The organism is Staphylococcus pseudoxylosus (assembly GCF_003697915.1).
GTDB classification, from domain to species: Bacteria; Bacillota; Bacilli; order Staphylococcales; family Staphylococcaceae; genus Staphylococcus; species Staphylococcus pseudoxylosus.
Window position 1 is genome coordinate 18,577 of the sequence record NZ_RCVN01000013.1, and the last position, 24,854, is coordinate 43,430.

General features: G+C 33.2%; 25 protein-coding genes. 20 read left to right on the forward strand and 5 right to left on the reverse strand.

Annotated elements, in window-relative coordinates:
* Positions 1-4 precede the first annotated feature (4 nt).
* Positions 5-970: a CDF family zinc efflux transporter CzrB gene (gene czrB / locus D9V42_RS11595; RefSeq protein WP_107555661.1), complete on the reverse strand. Its 966-nt coding sequence runs from the start codon at positions 968-970 to the stop codon at positions 5-7.
* A gap of 20 nt (positions 971-990) precedes the next feature.
* Entirely contained in the window at positions 991-1,290 is a 300-nt protein-coding gene (locus D9V42_RS11600) for an ArsR/SmtB family transcription factor (protein WP_017722050.1), read from the reverse strand.
* 158 nt (positions 1,291-1,448) lie between these two features.
* Between D9V42_RS11600 and D9V42_RS11605 the strand changes: the two genes are divergently transcribed.
* The 9 genes from D9V42_RS11605 (at position 1,449) to D9V42_RS11645 (ending at position 9,754) form a co-directional block, all read left to right on the forward strand.
* Complete coding sequence (locus D9V42_RS11605; RefSeq protein WP_107555662.1) at positions 1,449-2,105, forward strand: SDR family oxidoreductase; 657 nt, start codon at positions 1,449-1,451, stop codon at positions 2,103-2,105.
* 246 nt (positions 2,106-2,351) lie between these two features.
* Positions 2,352-3,047, forward strand: coding sequence for a FadR/GntR family transcriptional regulator (locus tag D9V42_RS11610; protein ID WP_107555663.1), 696 nt, complete (start codon positions 2,352-2,354; stop codon positions 3,045-3,047).
* A 569-nt stretch (positions 3,048-3,616) separates the two neighbouring features.
* Positions 3,617-4,555: a mannose-6-phosphate isomerase, class I gene (gene manA, locus D9V42_RS11615; RefSeq protein WP_122065075.1), complete on the forward strand. Its 939-nt coding sequence runs from the start codon at positions 3,617-3,619 to the stop codon at positions 4,553-4,555.
* Between the two features lie 18 nt (positions 4,556-4,573).
* Entirely contained in the window at positions 4,574-4,810 is a 237-nt protein-coding gene (locus D9V42_RS11620) for a hypothetical protein (protein WP_425275809.1), read from the forward strand.
* A 278-nt stretch (positions 4,811-5,088) separates the two neighbouring features.
* A complete protein-coding gene (locus tag D9V42_RS11625; RefSeq protein ID WP_107555705.1) occupies positions 5,089-6,069 on the forward strand; it encodes a YeiH family protein in 981 nt (326 codons plus the stop codon).
* 71 nt (positions 6,070-6,140) lie between these two features.
* Positions 6,141-7,508 (forward strand): EVE domain-containing protein, encoded by a 1,368-nt coding sequence (locus D9V42_RS11630; protein WP_122065079.1) that lies wholly within the window; start codon positions 6,141-6,143, stop codon positions 7,506-7,508.
* Positions 7,509-7,844: 336 nt separating this feature from the next.
* Entirely contained in the window at positions 7,845-8,228 is a 384-nt protein-coding gene (locus D9V42_RS11635) for a thiol-disulfide oxidoreductase DCC family protein (RefSeq protein WP_107555703.1), read from the forward strand.
* A gap of 33 nt (positions 8,229-8,261) precedes the next feature.
* Entirely contained in the window at positions 8,262-9,125 is an 864-nt protein-coding gene (rbsK, locus tag D9V42_RS11640) for a ribokinase (protein WP_122065081.1), read from the forward strand.
* Positions 9,126-9,304: 179 nt separating this feature from the next.
* Positions 9,305-9,754, forward strand: coding sequence for a Dps family protein (locus D9V42_RS11645; protein WP_107555701.1), 450 nt, complete (start codon positions 9,305-9,307; stop codon positions 9,752-9,754).
* A gap of 148 nt (positions 9,755-9,902) precedes the next feature.
* Here the strand turns inward: D9V42_RS11645 and deoD are convergent, their stop codons facing one another.
* Positions 9,903-10,613: a purine-nucleoside phosphorylase gene (gene deoD, locus D9V42_RS11650; protein WP_039069099.1), complete on the reverse strand. Its 711-nt coding sequence runs from the start codon at positions 10,611-10,613 to the stop codon at positions 9,903-9,905.
* A 174-nt stretch (positions 10,614-10,787) separates the two neighbouring features.
* On the opposite strand from deoD, the gene deoC reads away from it, so the two are divergent.
* The 4 genes from deoC to D9V42_RS11670 all read left to right on the forward strand — a co-directional run bounded on the left by deoC (position 10,788) and on the right by D9V42_RS11670 (position 14,367).
* Positions 10,788-11,450 carry a deoxyribose-phosphate aldolase gene (gene deoC / locus D9V42_RS11655; RefSeq protein WP_107530980.1) on the forward strand — a complete coding sequence of 221 codons (663 nt, stop codon included), beginning with the start codon at positions 10,788-10,790 and terminating at the stop codon, positions 11,448-11,450.
* Between the two features lie 66 nt (positions 11,451-11,516).
* On the forward strand, positions 11,517-12,818 hold the full coding sequence (locus D9V42_RS11660) for a pyrimidine-nucleoside phosphorylase (RefSeq protein WP_122065083.1): 1,302 nt from the start codon (positions 11,517-11,519) through the stop codon (positions 12,816-12,818).
* An 11-nt stretch (positions 12,819-12,829) separates the two neighbouring features.
* A complete protein-coding gene (gene deoB, locus D9V42_RS11665) occupies positions 12,830-14,017 on the forward strand; it encodes a phosphopentomutase (RefSeq protein WP_122065085.1) in 1,188 nt (395 codons plus the stop codon).
* A complete protein-coding gene (locus D9V42_RS11670) occupies positions 14,014-14,367 on the forward strand; it encodes a DoxX family protein (protein ID WP_107555697.1) in 354 nt (117 codons plus the stop codon). The genes deoB and D9V42_RS11670 overlap by 4 nt, the downstream gene beginning before the upstream one ends.
* A gap of 225 nt (positions 14,368-14,592) precedes the next feature.
* On the opposite strand, the gene D9V42_RS11675 is transcribed toward D9V42_RS11670, so the two are convergent.
* Positions 14,593-15,063 carry an S-ribosylhomocysteine lyase gene (locus D9V42_RS11675; RefSeq protein WP_107531913.1) on the reverse strand — a complete coding sequence of 157 codons (471 nt, stop codon included), beginning with the start codon at positions 15,061-15,063 and terminating at the stop codon, positions 14,593-14,595.
* A gap of 276 nt (positions 15,064-15,339) precedes the next feature.
* On the opposite strand from D9V42_RS11675, the gene D9V42_RS11680 reads away from it, so the two are divergent.
* The 3 genes from D9V42_RS11680 (at position 15,340) to D9V42_RS11690 (ending at position 18,629) form a co-directional block, all read left to right on the forward strand.
* Complete coding sequence (locus D9V42_RS11680) at positions 15,340-16,524, forward strand: M20 family metallopeptidase (protein ID WP_122065087.1); 1,185 nt, start codon at positions 15,340-15,342, stop codon at positions 16,522-16,524.
* Positions 16,521-17,723, forward strand: a complete 1,203-nt coding sequence (ldmS, locus tag D9V42_RS11685) for an L-aspartate--L-methionine ligase LdmS (protein WP_107555695.1) — start codon at positions 16,521-16,523, stop codon at positions 17,721-17,723. Before D9V42_RS11680 ends, ldmS begins: the two co-directional genes overlap by 4 nt.
* Before the next feature lie 240 nt (positions 17,724-17,963).
* Positions 17,964-18,629 carry a DUF2750 domain-containing protein gene (locus tag D9V42_RS11690; protein ID WP_107555694.1) on the forward strand — a complete coding sequence of 222 codons (666 nt, stop codon included), beginning with the start codon at positions 17,964-17,966 and terminating at the stop codon, positions 18,627-18,629.
* An 84-nt stretch (positions 18,630-18,713) separates the two neighbouring features.
* Here the strand turns inward: D9V42_RS11690 and coaW are convergent, their stop codons facing one another.
* The gene (gene coaW / locus D9V42_RS11695; protein ID WP_107531909.1) at positions 18,714-19,511 is read right to left on the reverse strand and encodes a type II pantothenate kinase; all 798 of its coding nucleotides are present in this window, start codon (positions 19,509-19,511) and stop codon (positions 18,714-18,716) included.
* A 301-nt stretch (positions 19,512-19,812) separates the two neighbouring features.
* Between coaW and D9V42_RS11700 the strand changes: the two genes are divergently transcribed.
* The 4 genes from D9V42_RS11700 to fdaB all read left to right on the forward strand — a co-directional run bounded on the left by D9V42_RS11700 (position 19,813) and on the right by fdaB (position 24,387).
* Positions 19,813-20,673, forward strand: a complete 861-nt coding sequence (locus D9V42_RS11700; protein ID WP_107555693.1) for a GNAT family N-acetyltransferase — start codon at positions 19,813-19,815, stop codon at positions 20,671-20,673.
* A 109-nt stretch (positions 20,674-20,782) separates the two neighbouring features.
* Positions 20,783-21,340 (forward strand): DNA-directed RNA polymerase subunit delta, encoded by a 558-nt coding sequence (gene rpoE, locus D9V42_RS11705; RefSeq protein WP_122065089.1) that lies wholly within the window; start codon positions 20,783-20,785, stop codon positions 21,338-21,340.
* A 315-nt stretch (positions 21,341-21,655) separates the two neighbouring features.
* Complete coding sequence (locus D9V42_RS11710) at positions 21,656-23,266, forward strand: CTP synthase (RefSeq protein ID WP_107555691.1); 1,611 nt, start codon at positions 21,656-21,658, stop codon at positions 23,264-23,266.
* Positions 23,267-23,526: 260 nt separating this feature from the next.
* Positions 23,527-24,387 (forward strand): class IIb fructose-bisphosphate aldolase FdaB, encoded by an 861-nt coding sequence (gene fdaB, locus D9V42_RS11715; protein ID WP_017722073.1) that lies wholly within the window; start codon positions 23,527-23,529, stop codon positions 24,385-24,387.
* Positions 24,388-24,854: the final 467 nt, after the last annotated feature.

Consider the following 24,854-nt stretch of genomic DNA (forward strand, 5'->3'; position numbering starts at 1 on the left):
ATAATTAATGGCTATGTGCATGATGATGAGACTTTGATGTATCATGTGCTGAACAAAGCGTGTCATTATCATGTTTGTGGTTTATAGTTTCTAATTGGATAGTCATGTGCTGAATGTTCAAATGTTGAAGCTTGTGTTCTAGTTTATCTAGTAAATTTTCACACTGTTCAACAGACATATCGCTAGGAACGACAGCATGACAACTTAATGCATTCATTTCATTAGAAATAGTCCATATATGACAGTCATGTACATTTTCAATTTCATTTTCTTCAGTAATTGTAGAAATCACTTCATTCATATTAACATCAGATGGTGTACCCTCCATTAATATATTCAAGGAAGATTTCGTTATACCTAAGCTACTTTTTATTATAAGGATAGAGACAATAATACTTGCGATAGGGTCTGCAATCGTTAGATTTAAAGTCCATATGAGTATAGCGGCGATGATTGCGCCTACGGAACCTAATAAATCACCCATAACATGTAGGAAGGCGCCACGCATATTAATATTATTGGAAGTGTCGCCGCCTTTAAACATAAATAAAGCGACAATGATATTAACAATAAGTCCAATTACACTTATGACGAACATCTCTGTTGACTTAACGTCTTCCGGATTAAAGAAACGACCAATCGCTTCTACTATGATAACAACACCGATAATAAAGAGTGTTACACCATTAAATAATGCAGCTAAAATCTCAAATCTTTTATATCCAAAAGTTTTACTTTTGGTAGCATTTTTTTCAGCATAGATAAAAGCGACCAAGGCTACGCCTAAAGATATTGTATCGCTAAACATGTGCAAACCATCAGATAATAGCGCCAAACTATTTGATACAAACCCTCCAATAATTTCTACAATCATAAAGATTCCAATAATTAGAAAACTGATGAGTAATATTTTTTTATTATTTGTGTGTACATGACCATGTGCATGATTATGACCGTGATGTTCAGACATATTGAGTGTCCACCTTTCAATTATTGTTTATGACTAGCATGATGAATTGCTTGTTTAAGTAATGTTGTGACATGTGTATCATCAATTGTATAAATCATAGATTGGCCATCTCGATTTCCTTTTACCAAATGCGCTTGTTTAAGTATGCGTAATTGATGAGAGACATTAGATTGGCTTAAATCTAATACATGCGCAATATGACCCACGCTACTTTCTCCTTGGATTAATAAATGCATTATACGTAGACGATTGCCATCACTCAGTGCCTTGAAGATATCAGTTACTTGCTCAATCGTTTGTTCGTTAAATGATTCTTCCAAAATGAAGCCCTCATTCCTAATTATTGATTTTAATATATGAATATATGTTCATATATTAATGTATTTTTTGGAAATTGTCAAAGCCAAACAGATTTCGTTTCAAAATAAAGTAAAAGTGGTAAAGTCTAATTAATAATTTTTTAAGGAGGCTATAAAATATGAGTACATTAGTTATTGGAGCAAACGGTGGCGTAGGCCAATATTTAGTTAAACAATTAAAAGAGCGTGGAGAGTCATTTACAGCAGGTGTTAGAAAACAATCTCAAGTTGAAGCATTAGCCTCAGAAGGTGTTGAAGCAATTTTAATCGATGTTGAAGCAGATGATATTGATACTTTAACAGAAAAAATTAACGGCTTTGATAAAGTTGTATTTTCAGTTGGTTCTGGTGGTAGCACAGGTGCAGACAAGACAATTAGTGTTGATTTAGATGGTGCAATTAAATCGATTAAAGCGAGTGAGGCGAATAATGTTAAACAATATGTAATGGTCTCAACTTACGATTCAAGAAGACAAGCATTTGATGCAAGTGGTGATTTGAAGCCTTACACGATTGCTAAACACTACGCTGATGAGTATTTAAAACAAGCAGATATTGGTTATACGATTGTACACCCTGGTGGCTTAACAGATGATCCTGCCAAAGATAGAATAGAAGTTGGTGCATTCTTCGAAGGTAGAGGAACGATTCCTCGTGAAGATGTAGCTGCTGTTATTAGAGAAGTATTAACTAGTGATAATCTGTTAAATACAGAATTCCAAATTATTAGTGGGGATGCCTCCATACCAGAAGCATTAGCAGATTTTAGTAAATAATTAAGACTCAAATAATAGGTAACTGAAAGATATCCAAAGTATTTTAAAAAAAAGAAGCGACTGTTGGATGATTGCTAAAGGTACTAATTGCAATCTTATAGCTTTTTATAGCGTGGGTTAATGAAATCTTATGATAAAAGATTAGGTTTCATTAGCAAACGCTTTTTTTATAGCTTTTTTATAGCCATTTTATAGTATATATTAGCTAAAATTTGATACAATAATAGATATCGTTTGGAGGTAATTATGAGAATTTCAAACACGAAAATCTATGAGCAAGTCGCAGATATTATTTTAGAGCAAATTAAAGCAGGCGATTACCAAGTGGGGGACAAATTGCCTTCTATCCAAAAGCTTGGAAAGCAGTATGGCGTGAGTGTAGCTTCGGTAAGAGAGGCATTAAATGCTTTAAGAACAATTGGAATTATAGAAATGAAACAAGGTTATGGCACATTTATTAAACAGACAGAGCCTACCTTTTTTGAACTCGGTGACAAATTCACGTCGCTAAGTCAAATCAAAGAATTATTAGAGTTACGTGAAATTGTTGAAAGTGCTACTGTAGAAAAAGCAGCTTTATATCGAACTGAAGCAGATTTGGTGGAGCTGAAGCAAGCACTCGTTGAAATGGGACAAGCTGTAACAGATGGTACTTCGGGTGAAGAAGCAGACCTAGAGTTTCATCTCTCAATTGCGAAAGCTGCCCAAAATACATTATTAGTAGAGTTATTAAATAATATTTCAGAACTAATGCGAAATTCTATGGAAGAAACAAGGAAGATTTTTATTTATAGTAAACAAAAAACTATGAATAAATTATTAGAGGAACATGATGTGATATATCAAGCCATTTTACAGCAAAATGATGTTAAAGCTGTAGATGCGATGCGCGCACACCTGTTAGAAGTTAAGGAAACTATATTGGCTAATTTCAAAGAATAATCGTATATAGGGTGTATGATAAATAACTCTCAAATGATTACGATAAAATCCATTTAATAATGTAAATAAAAAAGATAGCATATCCAAATAAATTTGGATAAAATAAAAGCCCAAACTTTTCCGAAGTTTGGACTTTATCGCAAATTAACTGTGTTGAAAAAGTAATCAACAATTTCAACTAAATCATAATTAATACATTACCTTATATGTAAAAAACAGATAGAGTACATTGCTGTAACTCTACAGTTAATTATAAAATCAATTACAGCTAATTAGCAAGTATTAATTGATTAAAAATTAGAAAGATAAAATAACCGTTCAATAAAATGTCATAAAATGTTATTGAACAAAATATAATAGGCTATCGAATTTTACAAAGCATTGATATAATTGAAAGTGGCTCTAAAGTACTAGCATTGTGATTTAAGCGTTTATTCAAGTGGGATGAATGTGATACAATCACAATGGTTCTGAAAATTTTGAAATGATACGCGTATGACAATCATACAAAAGTATATGAGATAAATATAATAATTTAATTACAACTTGAGAATTTGGAGGTGTGATGTATGCCGTTATTTTTAAAGCCAGTATTTCATGAGAAAATTTGGGGTGGCAATCGTTTAAAAGATTATGGATATGAGTTACCCAGCGATTATGTAGGAGAGGTATGGGGGATATCAGCACATCCAAATGGTAAGTGTGAAATACTGAATGGTCCATATCAAGGGCAAACTTTGGATCAAGTTTGGAGCGAGCATCGAGAGTTATTCGGTGACTTTCCAAGTCAAGAGTTTCCACTGATGACCAAAATTGTAGATGCAAGAGAATCATTATCGGTTCATGTTCATCCAGATGATGCCTATGCATATGAAAATGAAAAAGAACAATATGGTAAATCAGAATGTTGGTATATTATTGATGCTGAAGAAGGCGCAGAAATCATCTACGGATTAAATACAGAATCGAAAGACCTTGCAATAGATAAAATTGACGAAGAAGATTACGAAGCATTGTTAAATAAGGTGAAGGTAAAGCCGGGTGAGTTTTATTTTATACCTGCCGGCACAATTCATTCTATAGGAGAAGGTATACTTGTTTATGAAACAATGCAATCTTCAGATGTTACATACCGGGTGTATGATTATGAACGTACGCACGATACTGGTGATAAACGTGTGTTAAATAAAGATAAAGCTAAAGATGTCATTGAACTGTCTAATGATAATATTAATATACCGACAGATACAGAAATTATCGAAAATCATAAAAGAACCCAACTCGTGTCTAGTGACTTTTTTACCATTGTAAAATGGAAAATTTCTGGAACTTTAAATTATATGAAACCGAGAGAGTTCGTATTAGTTTCTGTACTTAAAGGTGAAGGACAAGTCATTGTAGATGGTGAGGTATATACCTTAGATCAAGGACAGAATTTCATCTTAACTTCAGATGATTTAGATACTATATTTGAAGGAGATTATGAATTAATTGTAAGTTATCTATAGTTAAAATAGTGGGAGAGTATGAGTGTGTATAAATTTTTATATTTTTCTTTAATTTGTGGCTTGTTAGCTGGTGCTGGCACGTTTCTGAAATTCCCTGTGTTTCCCTCAACGGCTTTTCCAATTATAATCGGTGCGCTTGGCATTATTTCAGCATTAATCACGCTTCCAGATAAAGAGATAAGTGGTATGCTGAAATTTGGTGGTGTATTAATTAATTTGATGCCTATTATGGGGGCGCTAACTTTAGCGCAATGATTTGTGAATTTGAGGCTGAGACATAATTAATGTCTCAGCCTCAAATATGATGTCATAAATATTTAGATAACATAGATTAGTTACATGGTATATTTTAAAGTAACAGATTAGATTTGTTATGCAAGTCACGAAATCAGTGATTTGACACCAAGACTAAAAGGTAATCTGACTTTCTGACATCTTATATAAACTGTTGAAATTTACTGAATCCATGTAACTTTCAAAGTTTACCGATGAATAAATATGTTAAAATAGAATTTAAATTGGGGGTGACAAGGTTGGATAAAGTAAGAGGGGTTGTTATGACATTGGTTATAGCGATGGTAGCAACAATCATGGGGAGTAAGTTTCCAATAATTGGCAGTGCTATTTTTGCTATAATAATAGGTATAATAATCAATAATGTAATTTTAATTCCCAAAAAATATGAAGCAGGTATCAAATTCAGCAGTAAGAAAATACTGCATTATAGTATTGTAGTGTTAGGATTTACACTAAGCTTTCAATCAATTGGTATCATTGGCTGGAAGTCTTTGCCAATAATTATTGTTACATTATGTGCGGCGTTTTTAGCAGTATTCTTATTGATGAAGCTATTTAAAATAAATGAGCATCTTAGTATATTGATTGGTGTTGGTACAGCGATATGTGGTGGTTCTGCCATCGCAGCAACTAGTCCAGTTATTAAGGCGAAAGAAAGTGAAGTTGCTTTTGCAATTTCAACTATTTTTTTATTTAATTTATTAGCTGTTTTTATCTTTCCGCCTTTAGGTCACATGATGCATATGAGTCAAAGTACATTCGGCTATTTTGGCGGAACGACAATTAATGATACTTCAAGTGTAATTGCTGCCACATCAAATTATGGTAAAACATCATTAGAAACTGGTGCTGTTGTAAAATTAACACGTACATTAATGATTATCCCAGTCGTATTATTTTTTACATATAGAACGATACGAAAAGAAAGAGAAGCACAGACTGATACATCAATTGCTAAAATATTCCCGTGGTTTATTGTATGGTTTGTTGTAGCTTCTTTAATTAGTACTATTTTCAATTTTTCACCTATGGTTATAAGCTTCTTCCAACAAGTAGCACTATTTTTAATTACCATGGCTATGGCAGGTATTGGTTTAAATGTTAACTTTAATCAATTTAAACAGGCTGGTTTTAAACCGGTATTACTCGGTTTAGCTACATGGATTGTAGTGATTGTTACAAGTTTGATAACAATGAAATTAGTTAACTTACTATAATGTTTGTTCTTAATGAATTTTTTGAATATAATAGGAAAAATAGAATTTTATATGAGATAAGGAGTATCTAAATGGTAGAGGAAACGAGTTATTTTTGGTTAAACTGCGGTTATAATCGCTGGAATCATAATGAACCAATGGTAGGGCAAACGACATTATTTGAATCAGGTGCACAATTTAATCCTTCACAAGGTTTCCGATCCTTTAAACAAGCTAAAGTAGGAGATCGAGTTGTCTTCTATCAAGTACAAATGGATACTGGCTTATTAGGTTTTGGGGAAATTACAAGTGTTCAAACTGGTGCACAAAATAAAATTCGTGTTCATTTTCAATTACAAGAACAGCTGAAGCCTTTAACGGCTGATTATTTAAAGAGAAGTGACCAATTAGAATTTAGAATGAGTAACATGAAAGAAACACTTTTTAATCAAATTACGAAAGAAGAATTTGAATTAATTGTAAGTTTAGGTAAAGGGGAAACTAAAATACCTAGATACTTTTTTGTATCAGAAGCACAAGATTTTGAACCTAATTCATATAATACAATTTACACACATACTTACAATGGTATTAAACGTAATGGCTACCATTATTATACGCAACTTGAGATTGGTGATAAAATCGTTTTTTATAATAAAAAACGAGATCAATCTGTGATTGGTGTAGGAGAAGTCAGTAAGCATATACATGAAAAGGCGCCGATACCTGGTAGGACTAATAGTACCGCTATTGAAGTTTATTTTGAAAAAGAAATTGACCCTGTATCACTCGGTACATTGAACAAGCACCCTAAATTGAAAAATATTTACTTTTTACAAGAAAATGCTAAACAGGCTATTGCTAGCTTGTCTCAAGTACAATTTGAAGCAATCCTTGATATGAGTGCAAATGATGGTCTGAAATCACAATTTGAGTCTATTCCTACTGAAAATGTCATTGATAAAGCGCAAGAAGAATTAAAACCATTCATTTTGCTAGTCGTAGATAAGGGCGAAGGTCTAAAAGCAGCAGAAGACTTATTACAGAAGACTAACGCGAATCCCGTAATAACAACAGGACATCCTGACTTTAATGAAGATATGCTCTATGGTAAATATTTACCAAATGAGACAGGTGCCCTTTATTATAGAGAGGGATTTATTACTAATCTTATGCCTCGAAAAGATAAAAGTTATTTAGTGATCGATAACTTTAATCGAATTGATCCAGATGTATTTCAAGCATACATTAATGTATTAGAAGGGTATGAAGTGACGCTACCACGCTATAATAAAGATGGTACAATGGTAAAATGGTCTAGAAAGAAAGATTCTTACTACCACTTTAATCCTAACTGGCATATTGTGGGTGTAACTTATGATAACTTAAATGATATTAAACAAAAATATACTGACCAATTTTTGAAATACACTAGAATTGTGAAAGTGAACCAAGACTAGTGTAAACTAGTATCACAAATCACGAATGAGATACGATCAATATTTTAACCGTCTATGTGCATAAAAGCATGTTAATCGCTGGCCGTAGACTTGTCCTTAAAACGTTTTAGCTATTCACATATTTTTTATCGAGGAAATGAGCTTACAATCGTCTTATTTATAGACGAGGTAAGCTTTTTTTATTGTGATTATCCATTTTATATATTGAATAATATATTATTTGTAGCCGGTAGCAGTATGATTTATTTTATGAAATTTAGGTTATAATAATATTAGGAGAATTTTTAATTTATGAATAATTAACTATAAAGTTATATAATATAAGGAGTGTTAAATATGCCAATCGTTTATTACGATAGCAATTGTGTTTATTGTTATAATTATGCAATATGGCTGATACAAAAGGGTTTGTCTAGACGCTATCAATTCGCATCATTACAAGGCGAAACAGCACAGAACCTACTATCAAACTATCCTGAAACTCAACAATATGATAGCGTTATATTACAAGAAGGGGATCATTTAGAATATAAATCAGATGCAATTACAACGCTGATCACATCATTGACTAATTATAAATGGATAGGGATACTATTGCATTTAACACCTAAATTGATTAGGGATTTAGGTTATCAATTATTTGCTGACAATAGAAACCATATGTGGAAAACACATTGGCATCAACCCAATGATTACGAAAAATCGTTTTTTATTGATTAATGAATTTTAACTGAAACTACGGAGGATACAGACATGGGAAAAATTATAGTGATAGGTAGCGCATCAATTGATTTGGTAGTACAAACAGAAATCTTACCTGAAGCGGGAGAAACGGTGATGGGAAAATCATTCTTTACTAATCCAGGAGGTAAAGGTGCAAATCAGGCAGTCGCAGCAGCTCGGTTAAGTAATGAAGTTTATATGATAGGTGCTGTCGGTGACGATGATAATGGCAAACAAATACTATCAAATTTAGAACAGAATAATGTTAATACAACTTATATGGATATTATCGAAAATGAGAAATCTGGTACCGCACACATTACTTTATTTGATGATGATAACCGTATCATTGTAGTACCAGCGTCAAATAATTATGTAACAGCAGAAAGTGTTCTACCAAAACTTGAAAATTTTAGTGCGGGAGACATTATTGTAATGCAACACGAAATACCTGAATCAACGATAAAAGATGTTGTTGATTATGCTATTGACCATGATATGAAAGTGATATTAAATCCAGCACCCTATCGAAAATTGGATAACACAATAATTGAAAAAGTAACGTGGCTAACACCGAATGAAACTGAAAGTGAATTACTATTCGATAATCAAGTTGATGATGCATTAAAGGCATATCCACACAAATTGATTGTTACTAAAGGTGCTTCTGGTGCAATGTATTATAGTGATTCTCAACAATTAGTAGAGGGATACAAAAAGCAAGTAGTTGATACCACAGGTGCAGGGGATACATTTAATGGTGCATTAGCAGTTGCTCTAATTGAGAATAAACAATTAGAACAAGCAGTTGCTTTTGCTAATTTAGCAGGCAGTTATTCAGTGACTGGATTAGGGGCTCAAGGTGCAATGCCATACAGAAAAGACCTGGAATAAATGCTATCTTATTGGTATAATAGAAGTGGATATTCAAACTAGATACAGATTAAAATAATTCTAATTTATTAACGTTCACCTCTTTACAGATTGTAATTATTATTATATAATATTAATTGTAATCAAGGGTTTGTGTCGTCTCTTATGACGATAATGAATTTTAAAAGGAGAGATTTTTTATGGCAAAAAGTAATGAAGAAGTAGTAAAAGTATTAAATCAACAAGTAGCAAACTGGACAGTAGCATTCACCAAATTACACAATTTTCATTGGTACGTAAAAGGGCCTAATTTCTTCTCACTACACACTAAATTTGAAGAATTATATGATGAAGCAAGCCAATACATTGATGATTTAGCTGAACGAATTTTAGCAGCAGGCGGTAATCCTGTAGCAACTTTAAAAGAAAGTTTAGAGCTTTCAATTATCGAAGAAGCTGGCAAAGGTTATAAAGCTGAAGAAATGGTTGAAGCGCTTTCGAAAGACTTCGATAATGTATCAAAACAGTTAGAACAAGCAATTGAAGTTGCTTCAAATGCAGAAGATGATGTAACTGAAGATATGTTCATTGGTATGCAAACAAACATTGATAAACATAACTGGATGTTAAAATCATATTTAGGTAGATAATCTATTCAGGCTAAACTATAAATAAATATAAAAAGAAGCTTTTCAGACATTGTACTGAGAAGCTTCTTTTTATATATCTCAAAAAATTAAAAGCTATACTGTAAATGGTCTATGACAGCATAGCTTAAAGGTAAGGTCTAATATTGAATTATTCTGCGATTTCTAATGCAATTTCCATCATTTGAGTAAATGAGTTTTGACGTTCTTCAGCTGTTGTAGCTTCATCGCGTAAGATATGATCACTTACAGTGAAGATACCTAAGGCCTTTTTGTTTGCATATGTGGCATTTAAATATAATGCTGCTGATTCCATTTCAATACCTAAGACACCCATACGTTGCCATCTCTCATTGAATGTTTCGTCAGCATTATAAAATGTGTCAGATGATAGGATATTACCAACATGTGTTGTTGCACCAATATCATCTGCTTTTTGTTTTGCTTTTAGTATTAAGTCGAAATCTGCCAACGGTGCAAAATGGCCAGGAATATTATATTGCTCAACATAACTAGAATTTGTTGAAGCACCTTGAGCAATAATAACGTCATAAAGGTTTACATTTTCTTGTAATGCACCACAAGAGCCGATGCGAATAATCGTTTCAACATCAAAGAAATTATAAAGTTCATAAGAATAGATACCAATACTTGGTACGCCCATTCCAGAGCCCATTACTGATACTTCCTTACCATTGTATGTACCTGTATAGCCGAACATATTACGTACTTCGTTAAACTGTTCAACATTTTCTAAATAGTTATCAGCAATATATTTTGCTCGAAGCGGATCGCCTGGCATTAATACAGTTTTAGCGATTTTAGTCCCATTAGGTTGAATATGAGGTGTTGCTTTTGTCATAGTCATCTTCTCCTTTAAATTCTTTATCAAATTAAAGATAACATTTGTTTATTATTTTTGCTAATTTTTGTAATATAGAGATAAAGAAAAGTTATTTATTAAGGATATGTTATTAATTTTGCTTTATAATTATGAGTGGTATGAAAACATATAGATAATTTAGGAGGATTTAATATGAATTACGCAAAATATATAGATCACACATTACTTAAACCTGAGTCTACGAGAGCTCAAATTGATAAAATTATTGAAGAAGCTAAGTCATTTAACTTTAAATCAGTTTGTATCAATCCTACACATGTTAAATATGCTGCAGAACAACTTAAAGGTTCGGATGTATTAGTATGTACGGTTATTGGATTTCCTTTAGGCGCATCTACAACAGAAACAAAGATGTTTGAAGTTGAAGATGCGATTAAAAATGGTGCGTCTGAAGTAGATATGGTCATCAATATCGGTGCATTAAAAGACGGTCGTTTTGATGAAGTTCAAAAAGATATAGAAGGTGTAGTTGGCGCTGCTAATGGAAAAACAGTTAAAGTTATTATTGAGACATGCCTGTTAACAGATGAAGAGAAAGTTAAAGCATCAGAATTAAGCAAAGCAGCAGGTGCTGATTTTGTTAAAACTTCAACAGGTTTTGCAGGTGGAGGTGCTACTCCAGAAGATGTAAAATTAATGAAAGATACCGTAGGAGAAGACTTAGAAGTTAAGGCTTCTGGTGGCGTAAGAAACTTAGATGACTTTAATCAAATGCTTGAAGCTGGGGCTACACGTATTGGTGCAAGTGCTGGTGTTCAAATCGTTCAAGGTTTAGAAAGTAATTCTGACTATTAATTACTAATTAGACACGGGAATATTAATGTTTTTAACGTCTTTATTTGAAAAGGGAGGCCAACTCATATGAGAATGGTAGATATTATTGAAAAAAAACGTGATGGACAAGTATTGACTAAACAAGAGATTGAATACTTTATTGAGGAGTATACCAATGGTAATATCCCAGATTATCAAGCATCAAGTTTAGCTATGGCGATATATTTTCAAGACATGAATGATGATGAACGTGCAGCATTAACCATGGCTATGGTAAATTCTGGCGATGTTATAGATTTATCTAATATCGATGGGATTAAGGTAGATAAGCATTCAACTGGTGGTGTGGGTGATACGACTACACTAGTATTAGCGCCTTTAGTAGCATCAGTAGGCGTACCTGTCGCTAAAATGAGTGGTCGTGGTCTAGGACATACAGGTGGAACGATTGATAAATTAGAATCTGTAGCAGGTTTCCATGTAGAAATCAGTGAAGATAAATTTGTTAAATTAGTCAATGAAGCGAAAGTGGCAGTGATAGGTCAAACTGGTAACCTTACCCCAGCAGATAAAAAATTATATGGTCTTCGTGATGTTACAGGAACTGTAAATTCGATTCCATTAATTGCTTCATCAATCATGAGTAAAAAAATTGCTGCAGGTGCAGATGCCATTGTTTTAGATGTGAAAACAGGTAATGGTGCGTTTATGAAGACAATTGAAGAAGCTGAAGCGTTGGCGCATGCAATGGTTAGCATTGGTAACAATATAGGTAGAAATACGATGGCTATCATTTCTGATATGGGTCAACCGTTAGGCAATGCCATTGGAAATGCTCTAGAAGTTAAAGAAGCAATTGAAACTTTACAAGGTAAAGGTCCAAAAGACCTTACAGAATTAGTGATGACACTAGGCTCACAAATGGTCGTTGTAGGTGGTAAAGCTAAAGATTTAGATGAAGCACGTCAATTGTTAGAAAATGCAATTCAAAATGGTTCAGCATTAGAGACTTTTAGAACATTTTTAGAAAATCAAGATGGTGACGGTTCAGTTGTAGACGATGTTAAAAAATTACCACAAGCGAAATATCAAATCCAATTGCCATCACCAAAGACGGGGGTTGTAACAGAGATCGTTGCAAATGAGATAGGCGTTGCTTCGATGATGTTAGGTGCAGGTAGACAAACAAAAGAAGATGATATTGATTTAAGTGTTGGTCTCGTATTGCATAAAAAAGTAGGAGACAAGGTGAATGAAGGAGAAGCACTATTAACCATTCATAGTAATAAAGAGCAAATTGATGACGTCAAAGACAAACTCAATCAAAATATTACGATAAGTCAAACTGGTACCGAACCGACATTGATTCATAAAATTATTACCGAATAGGAGTGAACGTCATGACTACACCATTCAAACGTGTCCATTTAATCGTTATGGACTCAGTTGGTATTGGAGAAGGACCTGATGCCAAAGCCTTTAATGATGAAGGCAGTCATACATTAAAACACACATTAGAAGGATTTAATCAAAACTTGCCTAACTTACAAAAGCTGGGTCTAGGTAACATTGACCCCTTGCCAATTATTGAACAAGAATCACAACCACAAGCGTTTTATACTAAAATGAGTGAAGCATCAGTGGGTAAAGATACAATGACTGGTCATTGGGAAATTATGGGTTTAAATATAATGCAACCCTTCAAAGTATATCCAGAAGGCTTTCCTGAAGAACTCGTTAGTGAAATAGAATCATTAACTGGTCGTAAAGTTGTGGCAAACCGTCCAGCCTCAGGAACGCAGATAATTGATGAGTGGGGAGAGCATCAAATGAAGACAGGTGATTTGATAGTATATACATCAGCAGATCCTGTGCTTCAAATCGCTGCGCATGAAGATATTATACCTTTAGAAGAGTTATACGATATCTGTGAGAAAGTGAGAGAGTTAACTAAAGATCCAAAATATTTGATTGGTAGAATTATTGCTAGACCTTATATAGGTGAGCCCGGTTCGTTTGAAAGAACTTCCAATAGACATGATTATGCCTTGAAACCGTTCGGCAAAACAGTAATGAATGAATTAAAAGATAACGGTTATGATGTGATTGCCCTAGGTAAAATCAACGATATCTTTGATGGAGAAGGCGTGACAGAATCAATTCGTACTAAAGATAATATGGATGGTATGGATAAATTAGTTGAAACAGTACAACGAGACTTTAATGGTATGAGTTTCTTAAATCTTGTTGATTTCGATGCCTTGTATGGCCATCGTCGTGATAAAGGCGGTTACGCACAAGCCCTTAAAGAGTTTGATGAGCGTTTGCCAGAACTTATTGATCATTTGCAAGAAGACGACTTAGTGATTATTACAGCCGACCATGGCAATGATCCGACTGCAGATGGTACAGATCATACAAGAGAATTTGTACCCGTGTTGATGTTTAGTCCGAAAATTAAAGACTACCATGAATTAACAGTCGATAGCACATTCAGTTCTTTAGGTGCAACGATTGCTGATAACTTTGGTGTGAAATTACCAGAGTTTGGCAGAAGTTACTTAAAAGAAATGGGTGTTGAAAAGTGAATAAAATAACGAGAGTAATTTTTGGCATTGTCTTTAGTATTGCTGGTATTTTGCATTTTAAAGACGAACAAAAATTTAGAGCAATCATACCAACTTATCTTCCATTTAGAAAGGCGGCAGTATTAATTACTGGTGTGTTTGAAGTGATTTTTGGTTTGTTATTGCTAACTCGCAAACCTTCGTCATGCTTGAAAAAGGCTATCATTGCGTTTTTATGGGCTGTGTTTCCAGCTAATATTTATATGGCGCGTAATAATATTCCATTAGGCGGTAAAGAACTACCTAAGTGGGCATTGTATGGTAGACTGCCGCTACAATTTGTCATGATTAAAATGATAAGTAAACTATAAGACATTCGTTTTAATAAATAGAAACGCTTCAAAGTGTGCATTAAAGAATGCCTGCTTCGAAGCGTTTTTACATAGAGATAAAATGGTTATATTTACTGTTTATAGATTTATGATTTATAAAAAAGATGAGGTTTAGCATAAAACTGCATGCCAACCTCATCTTTTTTTTGTTGATAATAAGTCATTGCTTATGTTCTATCTTTTTGCAGAGACTTCAGTTTAAAGTTACTTATTTTCACCATAAATATCATGCCATTCATCTTTTTTATCTAAAAATGTTTGCGCGATTTCTTTTGCGCCTTCTAATGAATGACTCGCTGCCCAACCACATTGTACTTCATTACAAGCCGGTACCTCTGTAGCATTTAATACGTCTTGTATTGTTTTTTCGATGATTTGTAGCACGTCTGTATAATCATCATGGTTGATGAATGAAACGTAAAAGCCCGTTTGACATCCCATTGGGCTGATATCAACGACTTTATCTGAATGATTACGGATATTTTCAGCCATAAGATGTTCTAGTGAATGTAATCCTGGCATATCCATATGCTCTTTATTTGGTTGTTTGAAGCGAATGTCATATTTATGAATAACATCTCCGTTTGCGCCTTCCATTTTTCCTGCGAGTCTTACAAATGGCGCAGATACAATTGTGTGGTCTAAATTGAAGCTTTCAACATTCATTTTTGGCATGGTGTTATCCTCCTAAAATTTTACATAAGTTAATTGTAACAAGACCAAACAGTATTTACAATTTCTGTATTTGGGTAAACTCATAGAATAGCTAACAATTATTTTAAATTTCAGAAAATTAATGACAGAATCCAACAAACCCGATAGAATAAGTAATGATTAAAACAGGTTTTGTACATTATGAATTATAAATTGTGTTATTAAATAAATTACTTATTGCGTTTCACTTTAGCGTCAATCGTTACAAAGGCAATATTAGGAGGGCGTATTTATACTATGGAAAACAAACAAATTATTTTAGATTACATAGAAAATGATAAATATAAATTTTTGGAAATGAGCCATCAAATACATCAAAGACCAGAATTAGGAAATGAAGAAATTTTTGCATCTAGATCATTAATTGAAATGTTAGACAGCAATGATTTTGAAGTTGAAACGGATATCGCTGGTCATGCTACTGGTTTTATAGCTAGATATGAATCAGGGTTACCGGGTCCTACGATAGGGTTTTTAGCGGAATATGATGCATTACCAGGTTTAGGTCATGCTTGTGGTCACAATATTATTGGAACGGCAAGTACTTTTGCGGGTATTGCATTGAAACAACTTATAAATAAAGTCGGAGGAAAGGTTATTGTACTTGGATGCCCAGCTGAAGAAGGTGGGGAAAACGGGAGCGCTAAAGCAACTTACGTTAAAGAAGGTGTCATTGACGAATTAGATATTGCGTTAATGGTGCATCCAGGTAATGAAACTTATAGAACGATTAATACATTGGCGGTAGATGTTTTAGATATTAAATTTTATGGTAAAAGTACACATGCTTCTGAAAATGCTGATGAAGCAAGAAATGCATTAGACGCAATGATTTCTTATTTTAATGGTGTAGCACAATTAAGACAACATATTAAAAATGGACAACGTGTACATGGTGTTATATTAGACGGCGGTAAGGCGGCTAATATTATCCCGGACTATACACATGCGCGTTTTTATACAAGAGCAACTTCGCGTCAAGAATTAGATATATTAACAGAACGAGTAGGACAAATTGCAAAAGGTGCAGCCATTCAAACTGGATGCGATTATGAATTTGGACCAATACAAAACGGTGTAAATGAATTTATAAAATCTTCTAAGCTAGACGATTTGTTTGCAAAATATGCAACTGAAATGGGAGAAGCTGTTATAGACGATGATTTTGGGTATGGTTCAACAGATACGGGGAACGTAAGTCATATTGTGCCTACAATACATCCTCATATTAAAATAGGGTCTCGTAATTTAGTTGGCCACACGCATAGATTTCGTGAAGCTGCAGCAAGTACACAAGGTGATAATGCCTTAATTAGAGGCACGAAGATTCTTGCCTTAATGGGTTTAGAATTAATCACTAATAAATCGTTGTTTGATGAAATTATTGAGCAACACCGATATATAAAGGAGCATAAAAAATGACTAATCCAAGCTCTCTGCATCCTCAATTAACACTTAGTGATCTATATGATTCTAGTATTGTCTATACTTCACGCCCATCATATGTTTCGAATCCTTGGTTAGAACCTGAAGAACATCAATCTAATTTTCTAACTGGTAGAGAGCTCATCATTGCTAACCAAATGCCTGTAATAGTACATGAGGCATGTGTTACAAATAAAGTGAAAATTTTGTTTGAAGCTGTAGGTAAAGCTATGCCTACAAATATTATTCAATTTAATAATCGAAGAAGTTATGAACAAGTGATTCAAGATTTAGCATTAAATGACAATAAAAAAATATACTTCCAATATATTCATGGTGAAGATATTGTGAACAAAGCTTATTATGCATTAAATAAAGATGTTTTTATGGCTTTAAATAATAAAGCGCGTATCCCAGAGTGGACTAATTATAAATATTTACCTAAAAGAGAAGTTGTAGCAATTGATGATTTTCAACACGCAGTTTCTTTTTGGGAATTTCCATTTGTATTAAAACCAGGCGACGACTTACCGACAGCAGGTGGATATGGTGTGATGATTTGTAATAATGAAAAAGATTTAGACCAAGCTAAAACACGAATTGATCAAGCTAAAAGCGAAACAGACACAATGATTATAGAACAAAAAGTAGAGGTAGTTACGAATTATTGCGTGCAATTTGCATATTCTAAAGGCACAGGTATTCAATATATTGGTACATCTGACCAAATTACAGATGATTATGGTTCTTACAAAGGTAATCAAAATACGCATGATGTGCCACAATCAGTGATTCAAGCTGGTAGAGAGATAATGGAAATAGGTGTAGCGGAAGGCTATTTTGGTATCGCTGGATTCGATTTGTTGTTAGATAAGCATGGTGAAGTATTTGCCATAGATTTAAATTTTAGACAAAACGGTTCAACGAGTATGCTATTACTAGAACCTATATTGCAAGGTAAATATCATAAATTCTTTAGTTATATAGCGCCAGACAATTGCGACAATGAATATTTTTTCAAGATAATTGAGAAATATGTAAATAAAGGCGTATTGTTCCCGTTATCTTATTATGATGGTGACTGGTATAAGGATGAAGTTGTTAAATCAAGATTTGGTTGTATTTGGCATGGAGAAAGTAAAGCATTCATTGAATCAATAGAGCGACAGTTTTTGGAAGAACTGAAAAAAGGGTAATATAACTTATAGCATATTGAATGATAAATACATTTAATTTTATCGGTGATTGTAACGAGCTAAGGTATCTATAAGTGTAAGCTTAATGTGCCATTGCAGTAGCAGTTGTTTGTTGTCACATTTCTATCATGAACGTCTATTGTATAACGTCTCGTTTATTATCGGCGATTGACTAGAGCCATGCAGTCCTTTATATTCTTAATATAGGTAAATTATTATGAATGGATTGAAGGTGTTTTGATGTCTTATAAAGAAAGTTCATTTTTTAAAGAAATATTAATTAATGAAGTGTTTTATGTAGCAACGGAAGCAAAGGAATTAATCAGACAAGAAGTAGATGAAAATAACGTCGTATGTACTTGGACTGATAAAGAGACTGCCGAAGCTTACTTGAAAAAGCAAAAAATTGATTACGATAAAATTAAAAAGATAGATATCGATCGTTTTGTAACTTATGAAATTGATAATGTCTTTAGCGATAACGAACAAGTATTGATGAACCCTACTTCTGAGAAAGATGGTGAACTGATACCAATCGCAGAAGCTACGGATGAATTAATGTCTGATTTAGATAATATTCGTTTGAAAGAATTTGTTAAGGATGTTGCAAAAGAAGACGCAGTGTTCGGTTTGACAAATAAAAACGTTAAGCAATTCCTTATGATCAGTGATGAATCACATCAAAGACCTAACATCATGCCTGTATGGAGTATCAAAAATAGAGCTGAGAAGGTAAGAGATGAAGATTTTGAAGAGTGTGACATTATAGAAGTAGAAGGCGAATTATTCGCTGAATGGTTAGATAACTTACGTGATGATGATAACGCAGTTGCAATCGATTTGAAACCAGGCGTTTTAGGTAGTGTAGTACCTGCACAAAAAGTATTAGATCAACTTCCTTTTTAAAAATAAAAGGGCTCTAAGACATGAATATATGTCTCGGGGCCCTTTTAACTTTATAGGTTGTAATTAACTTAAATGAAATTAAGCTTATAAATGAATAGCGCCTAGAGCACCTGAGAAGGCACCGTGTTCGATATAATACGGTTTAAAGCCTCTTAATACTGTATAGTCTTTAACGACCTCTTTTAATAATTCATTATTATGAAATGATGAACCGATATATGCGACGTTTTCTGTGTTATGCTCTCTCGCTACAGTAATAGACATTGTAGTAATAACTTCACCGACGACACCTATAACAGAGGCCAATTTATCTGCTTCTGTAAAGTTAGTATCTAAATTATGTAAGACATTACCAAAGTTTGCTGCCGTTAAATCACCAGAGATTGGTGGTTCACTATCTTTGTAAATGTGTTTTACTTTCAAGTCAATGATATCCCTATTACCATTTTGAGCAGTATCAGTTAAATTTTTATAGTCTTTGATTCCAGTCAATAAGTAACCCAGGCCTTGTATCATACCGCCACCTGTGCCAACGCCTCCGACGCGTTGTTGACTGTTTCCATCAGAAAAATGAATAGAAGTACCAGTACCTACATTTGTGAAAATGTAGTCATCTAAAAAGTGTCCTTGTTCTTCAAGTAGTATCTCCAACCCTTTAGCAGCAGCATCAAATTCAACAAATATGCGTGCATCAAAATTTAATTTATCATTTATGAGTGCAGCTTGACCGCCTGTCAAACTAATACTTTCACAGTCTTGTTGGTTCAACCATTTTATGACATCATCGATTTCCGTTGTTAATCTTGTATTATATTCACGTTTACCGGCATAATCTTGAACAATTTTAATAAGCGTCCCACCAGCATCGATGCCAATTTTCATCTAAAATTCCTCCTAAAAAATTTCCATTTTAACTAATAGTATAATAAAATTTAAGAAAATCAACTATGAATTTGCGAGAGTACCAATTTCTTCACTTGAAGTAAGCATTATATTATAAAAGTAGACATGCAAAAGACACATGCAAATATTTTAATTTTTCAATAGATATTTCGATGGTTAAAATACTAATTAGTAATAGCGCAATGAATAGCTTTTTAAATTAATTCTAGATTTATAGATTATTTTATGTGCAATAGTGGTATTAATAATTACTACTACGTTTTAAATAGGGGATATTAAAATGGTGATTAAGCAAAATTTTGAAAACATTATAGTACAAGAGTTTGAAGAGAAGTATAGACAGGCACTTTATGATTTTAATTTAAATGAGCGTCAACAAATCTATTCTTCTTTACCGAAAGACGTGTTAGATGATGCAATAAATGATGAGGATAGGATTGCCAATATTGCACTAAATGAAGCAGGAGATGTTGTTGGTTTTTTCGTGCTACATCAATATTATCAGCATGAAGGATATGATACACCGAGCCAAGTTATTTATGTTAGGTCTTTATCTGTAAATGAAGATTACCAAGGTTATGGCTACGGCACAAAGATGATGATGTATTTGCCACAATATGTACAAGATTTATTTCCGAATTTTAACCATTTATATCTTGTGGTTGATGCAGAGAATAAAGGTGCATGGAATGTATATGAACGTGCAGGTTTTATGCATGCTGCAACGAAAGAAGAAGGGCCAATTGGTAAAGAGCGATTATATTATTTAGATTTGGATTCTAAGCATGTCTCATCTTTAAAGTTAAAGCCAAATACAGATGAACAACCCTTTAATATACACATCATAGATTTAATAAAAGATGGCCAAAAAGTGGGCTTTATAGCTATAGAGAGACATGATGGCCGAATGAATATTTCTAAGATTGAAGTAAATAAGGATAAAAGACACCATGGTATAGCAGAAAGTGCCTTGAGACAATTAGCAACATATGTCAGAAAGCATTTTAGTGATGTAGCACTTTTGACAATTACACTTTATGGAGAGAATAATGAATTAAAACCATTATGTATAAATAGTAATTTTGTTGAAATTGAGGCGGCTGATGACTTTATTGTTTTTGAAAAATATATAAATTATTAAATGCGATTGCGAAATCAAGCATTGTCATTTATAATTTACATTTGTTATTATTACTTATGATAAACTTAGTACTGATTTGGATAAATGCCTTTGAAAGGAAGAATAAATAATGAGAATTCAAGATTATACAAAAGAAATGGTTGATGAGAAATCATTTATCGATATGGCTTACACATTATTAAACGAAAAAAATGATACGATGAATTTATACGATATCATTGATGAATTTAAAGCACTAGGCCACTATGAAGATGAAGAAATTGAAGATAGAATTGTTCAATTCTATACGGATTTAAACACAGACGGACGTTTCTTAAACGTTGGAGAAAACATTTGGGGCTTACGTGATTGGTATTCAGTTGCTGACATTGAAGAAAAAATCGCTCCAACAATTCAAAAATTCGACATCCTAGATGACGATGCGGAAGAAGACAAAAACTTAAAATTACTTGGTGAAGATGAAACCGAAGACGATGATGATATTCCAGCAGTAACGGATGACCAAGAAACATTAAATGATCCAGAAGATCCAGAAGAAGACGATGTAGATGAAGATCTTAATGAATCAGATATCGCTATCGATGAAGACGACGAAGATTTTGATGATGAAGAAGATGAAGAAGAAGACGAAGAATTTGAAGAAGATGAAGAGGATTTTGAAGAATAATTCTTCGAGATTTAATTGACTTTTTCCAAGAACATGATAAAATTTTATTCGGGCTCCTTTAAATAGGACGACGTGTATAAATAATATACGCTCCCCCTTACAACCATGTGAGAGGGAGCGATTTTTTTATTTAAATTACTATATAAGCTTTATAATATTTTTAATTTAGGTGATTGTTTGTAAAGGCAATTCGTATGTATAAATAATTTGCTATGTAAAAGCTATCTCACAAATTAATTAACCACTGAATTGGAAATGTGTTTGTCAATCATAGGTATTGAAGGAAATTACTGTTTTAATAATAGGAGGCAGAACATGACAAAATTTATTTTTGTAACTGGTGGAGTTGTTTCTTCATTGGGTAAAGGTATCACAGCAGCATCTTTAGGTAGATTATTAAAAGATAGAGGATTAAAAGTAACTATCCAAAAATTTGATCCTTATTTAAACGTAGATCCAGGTACGATGAGCCCGTATCAACATGGCGAGGTATTTGTAACGGATGATGGTGCAGAAACAGACCTAGACTTAGGACATTATGAAAGATTTATTGATATAAATTTAAATAAATATTCAAATGTAACTGCAGGTAAAGTCTATTCACATGTATTGAAAAAAGAGCGTCGTGGTGATTATTTAGGTGGTACTGTACAAGTTATCCCACATATTACGAATGAAATAAAAGAACGTTTACTTTTAGCAGGGGAAAGTACAAATGCAGATGTTGTTATCACTGAAATCGGTGGTACAACTGGTGATATTGAATCATTACCGTTTATCGAAGCAATTAGACAAATTCGTAGTGATTTAGGCCGTGAAAATGTAATGTATGTACATTGTACGTTACTTCCTTATATTAAAGCTGCTGGTGAAATGAAAACAAAACCAACACAACATAGTGTGAAAGAATTACGTGGACTTGGTATACAACCGGACTTAATTGTAGTCAGAACAGAATATGAACTGACACAAGATCTAAAAGATAAAATTGCCTTATTCTGCGATATTGATAAAGCAAGTGTTATTGAATGCCGTGATGCTGACTCACTATATGAAATTCCATTACAACTAAGTAACCAAGACATGGATGACATTGTGATAAAACGTTTAGAATTGAACGCGAAGTATGAAACTCAACTAGATGAATGGCAATATTTATTAGATACTGTAAATAGTTTAGATGGAAAAATAACAATAGGTTTGGTAGGAAAGTATGTAAGTTTACAAGATGCTTATCTTTCAGTTGTTGAATCACTAAAACACGCTGGATATCCATTGAAAAAAGATATTGAAGTAAGATGGATTGATTCTAGCGAAGTAACAGATGAAAACGTCTCAGAAGTTCTAGCTGATGTAGATGGCATCTTAGTACCAGGTGGATTTGGTTTCCGTGCAAGTGAAGGGAAAATATCTGCGATTAAATATGCACGTGAAAATAATGTACCATACTTTGGTATTTGTTTAGGTATGCAACTTGCCACTGTTGAGTTTGCTAGAAATGTAATTGGCCTTGATGGTGCACATTCTGCTGAGTTAGATCCTAGTACACCACACCCAATTATCGACTTATTACCTGAACAAAAAGATATCGAAGATTTAGGTGGGACTTTACGTTTAGGATTATACCCTTGTCATATTCAAGAAGGTACGTTAGCTCATGATATTTACAACGAAACGAATATTGAAGAAAGACATCGTCATCGTTATGAATTTAATAACGATTATAGAGAACAACTTGAAGCGAACGGCATGGTATTCTCTGGTACAAGCCCAGATGGTCGTTTAATTGAAATGGTAGAGATTCCTGAAAATGACTTCTTTATTGCTTGTCAATTCCATCCAGAATTTTTATCAAGACCTAACCGTCCTCAACAAATTTTCAAAGCATTTATTGAAGCATCATTAAAACATCAACAAAGTAAATAATATATAGATTTAACGCGATATCAGAAATATAGTGTTTAGCTAATTTCTAAATATCGCGTTTTTTTATACTTGTATTAAAATATAAATTTCAAATTGCTGTATTTATATAAAAAATGGTATAAATTATAAGATTTTCACTTTTCAAATAAAAAATGTGAAATAAAAACGCTTACAATTATATAGAAGAATGCAAAAGTGATATGACTTTGATATAATTAGATTGTAAAAATATGTGCTTAAAGCACCAAGGAGGAACTTTCATGCCTTTAGTTTCAATGAAAGAAATGTTAATAGACGCAAAAGAAAATGGTTACGCGGTTGGTCAATACAACTTAAATAACTTAGAATTTACACAAGCGATTTTAGAAGCTTCTCAAGAAGAGAACGCTCCAGTAATCCTAGGTGTATCTGAAGGTGCTGCTCGTTACATGGGTGGTTTCTACACTGTTGTTAAAATGGTTGAAGGATTAATGCACGACAAAGAAATTACTATTCCTGTAGCAATTCACTTAGACCACGGTTCAAGCTTTGAAAAATGTAAAGAAGCAATTGATGCTGGTTTTACTTCAGTAATGATCGATGCTTCTCATGGTTCATTTGAAGATAACGTTGAAATTACTTCAAAAGTTGTTGAATATGCACATGAGCACGGCGTTTCAGTTGAAGCAGAATTAGGAACTGTTGGCGGACAAGAAGATGATGTTGTTGCTGAAGGCGTTATCTATGCAGACCCTAAAGAGTGTCAAGAACTTGTTGAAAAAACAGGTATCGATACATTAGCTCCAGCCTTAGGTTCAGTACACGGACCTTATAAAGGTGAACCTAAATTAGGATTCAAAGAAATGGAAGAAATTGGTGCTTCTACTGGTTTACCATTAGTATTACATGGTGGTACAGGTATCCCAACTAAAGACATCCAAAAAGCAATTCCTTTTGGTACAGCTAAAATCAATGTAAACACTGAAAACCAAATTGCTTCTGCTAAAGCTGTTCGTGAAGCGTTAGATAACGACAAAGAAGTTTATGATCCTCGTAAATACTTAGGACCAGCTCGTGAAGCAATTAAAGCTACAGTTATTGGTAAAATTAAAGAGTTTGGTACATCTAATAAAGCTAAATAATTTAACTATTATATAGCAAAAGTTGACTAGGTTATAATTACAATTTGAGCTACGACGAAGTGGCTCTATCATAAGTACTGCAATTGTCTAATTACTAAATAAGCTTTAAACAAGCTTTTAGATATCTAGTCGTTTTCTGGGGCGAGAATAAGAAATCAAAATTGAATTTTTGATTTCTGTTTCGTCCCTTTTTTTATGTTATAATTTGTTAGGCTTTGCAAGCTGATAAATAGAATGACAGTGTTTCACATAATTTTTATAAATAAATCTTAAAAAAATGATTTAAATTGCAAAATATTGGGAATTAGAAATTATAGTAAAAAATTATATGCATTATGCAGCACTTAATTAAATTTGAAATAGATTTTATGAAACTGTTGTGCTTTGCAAACTGTAATCATTTAATTTATAATGCAAATGATATATTGGAATAGAATATCGATTGAAAGGCAAAGGAGAACAAGCGA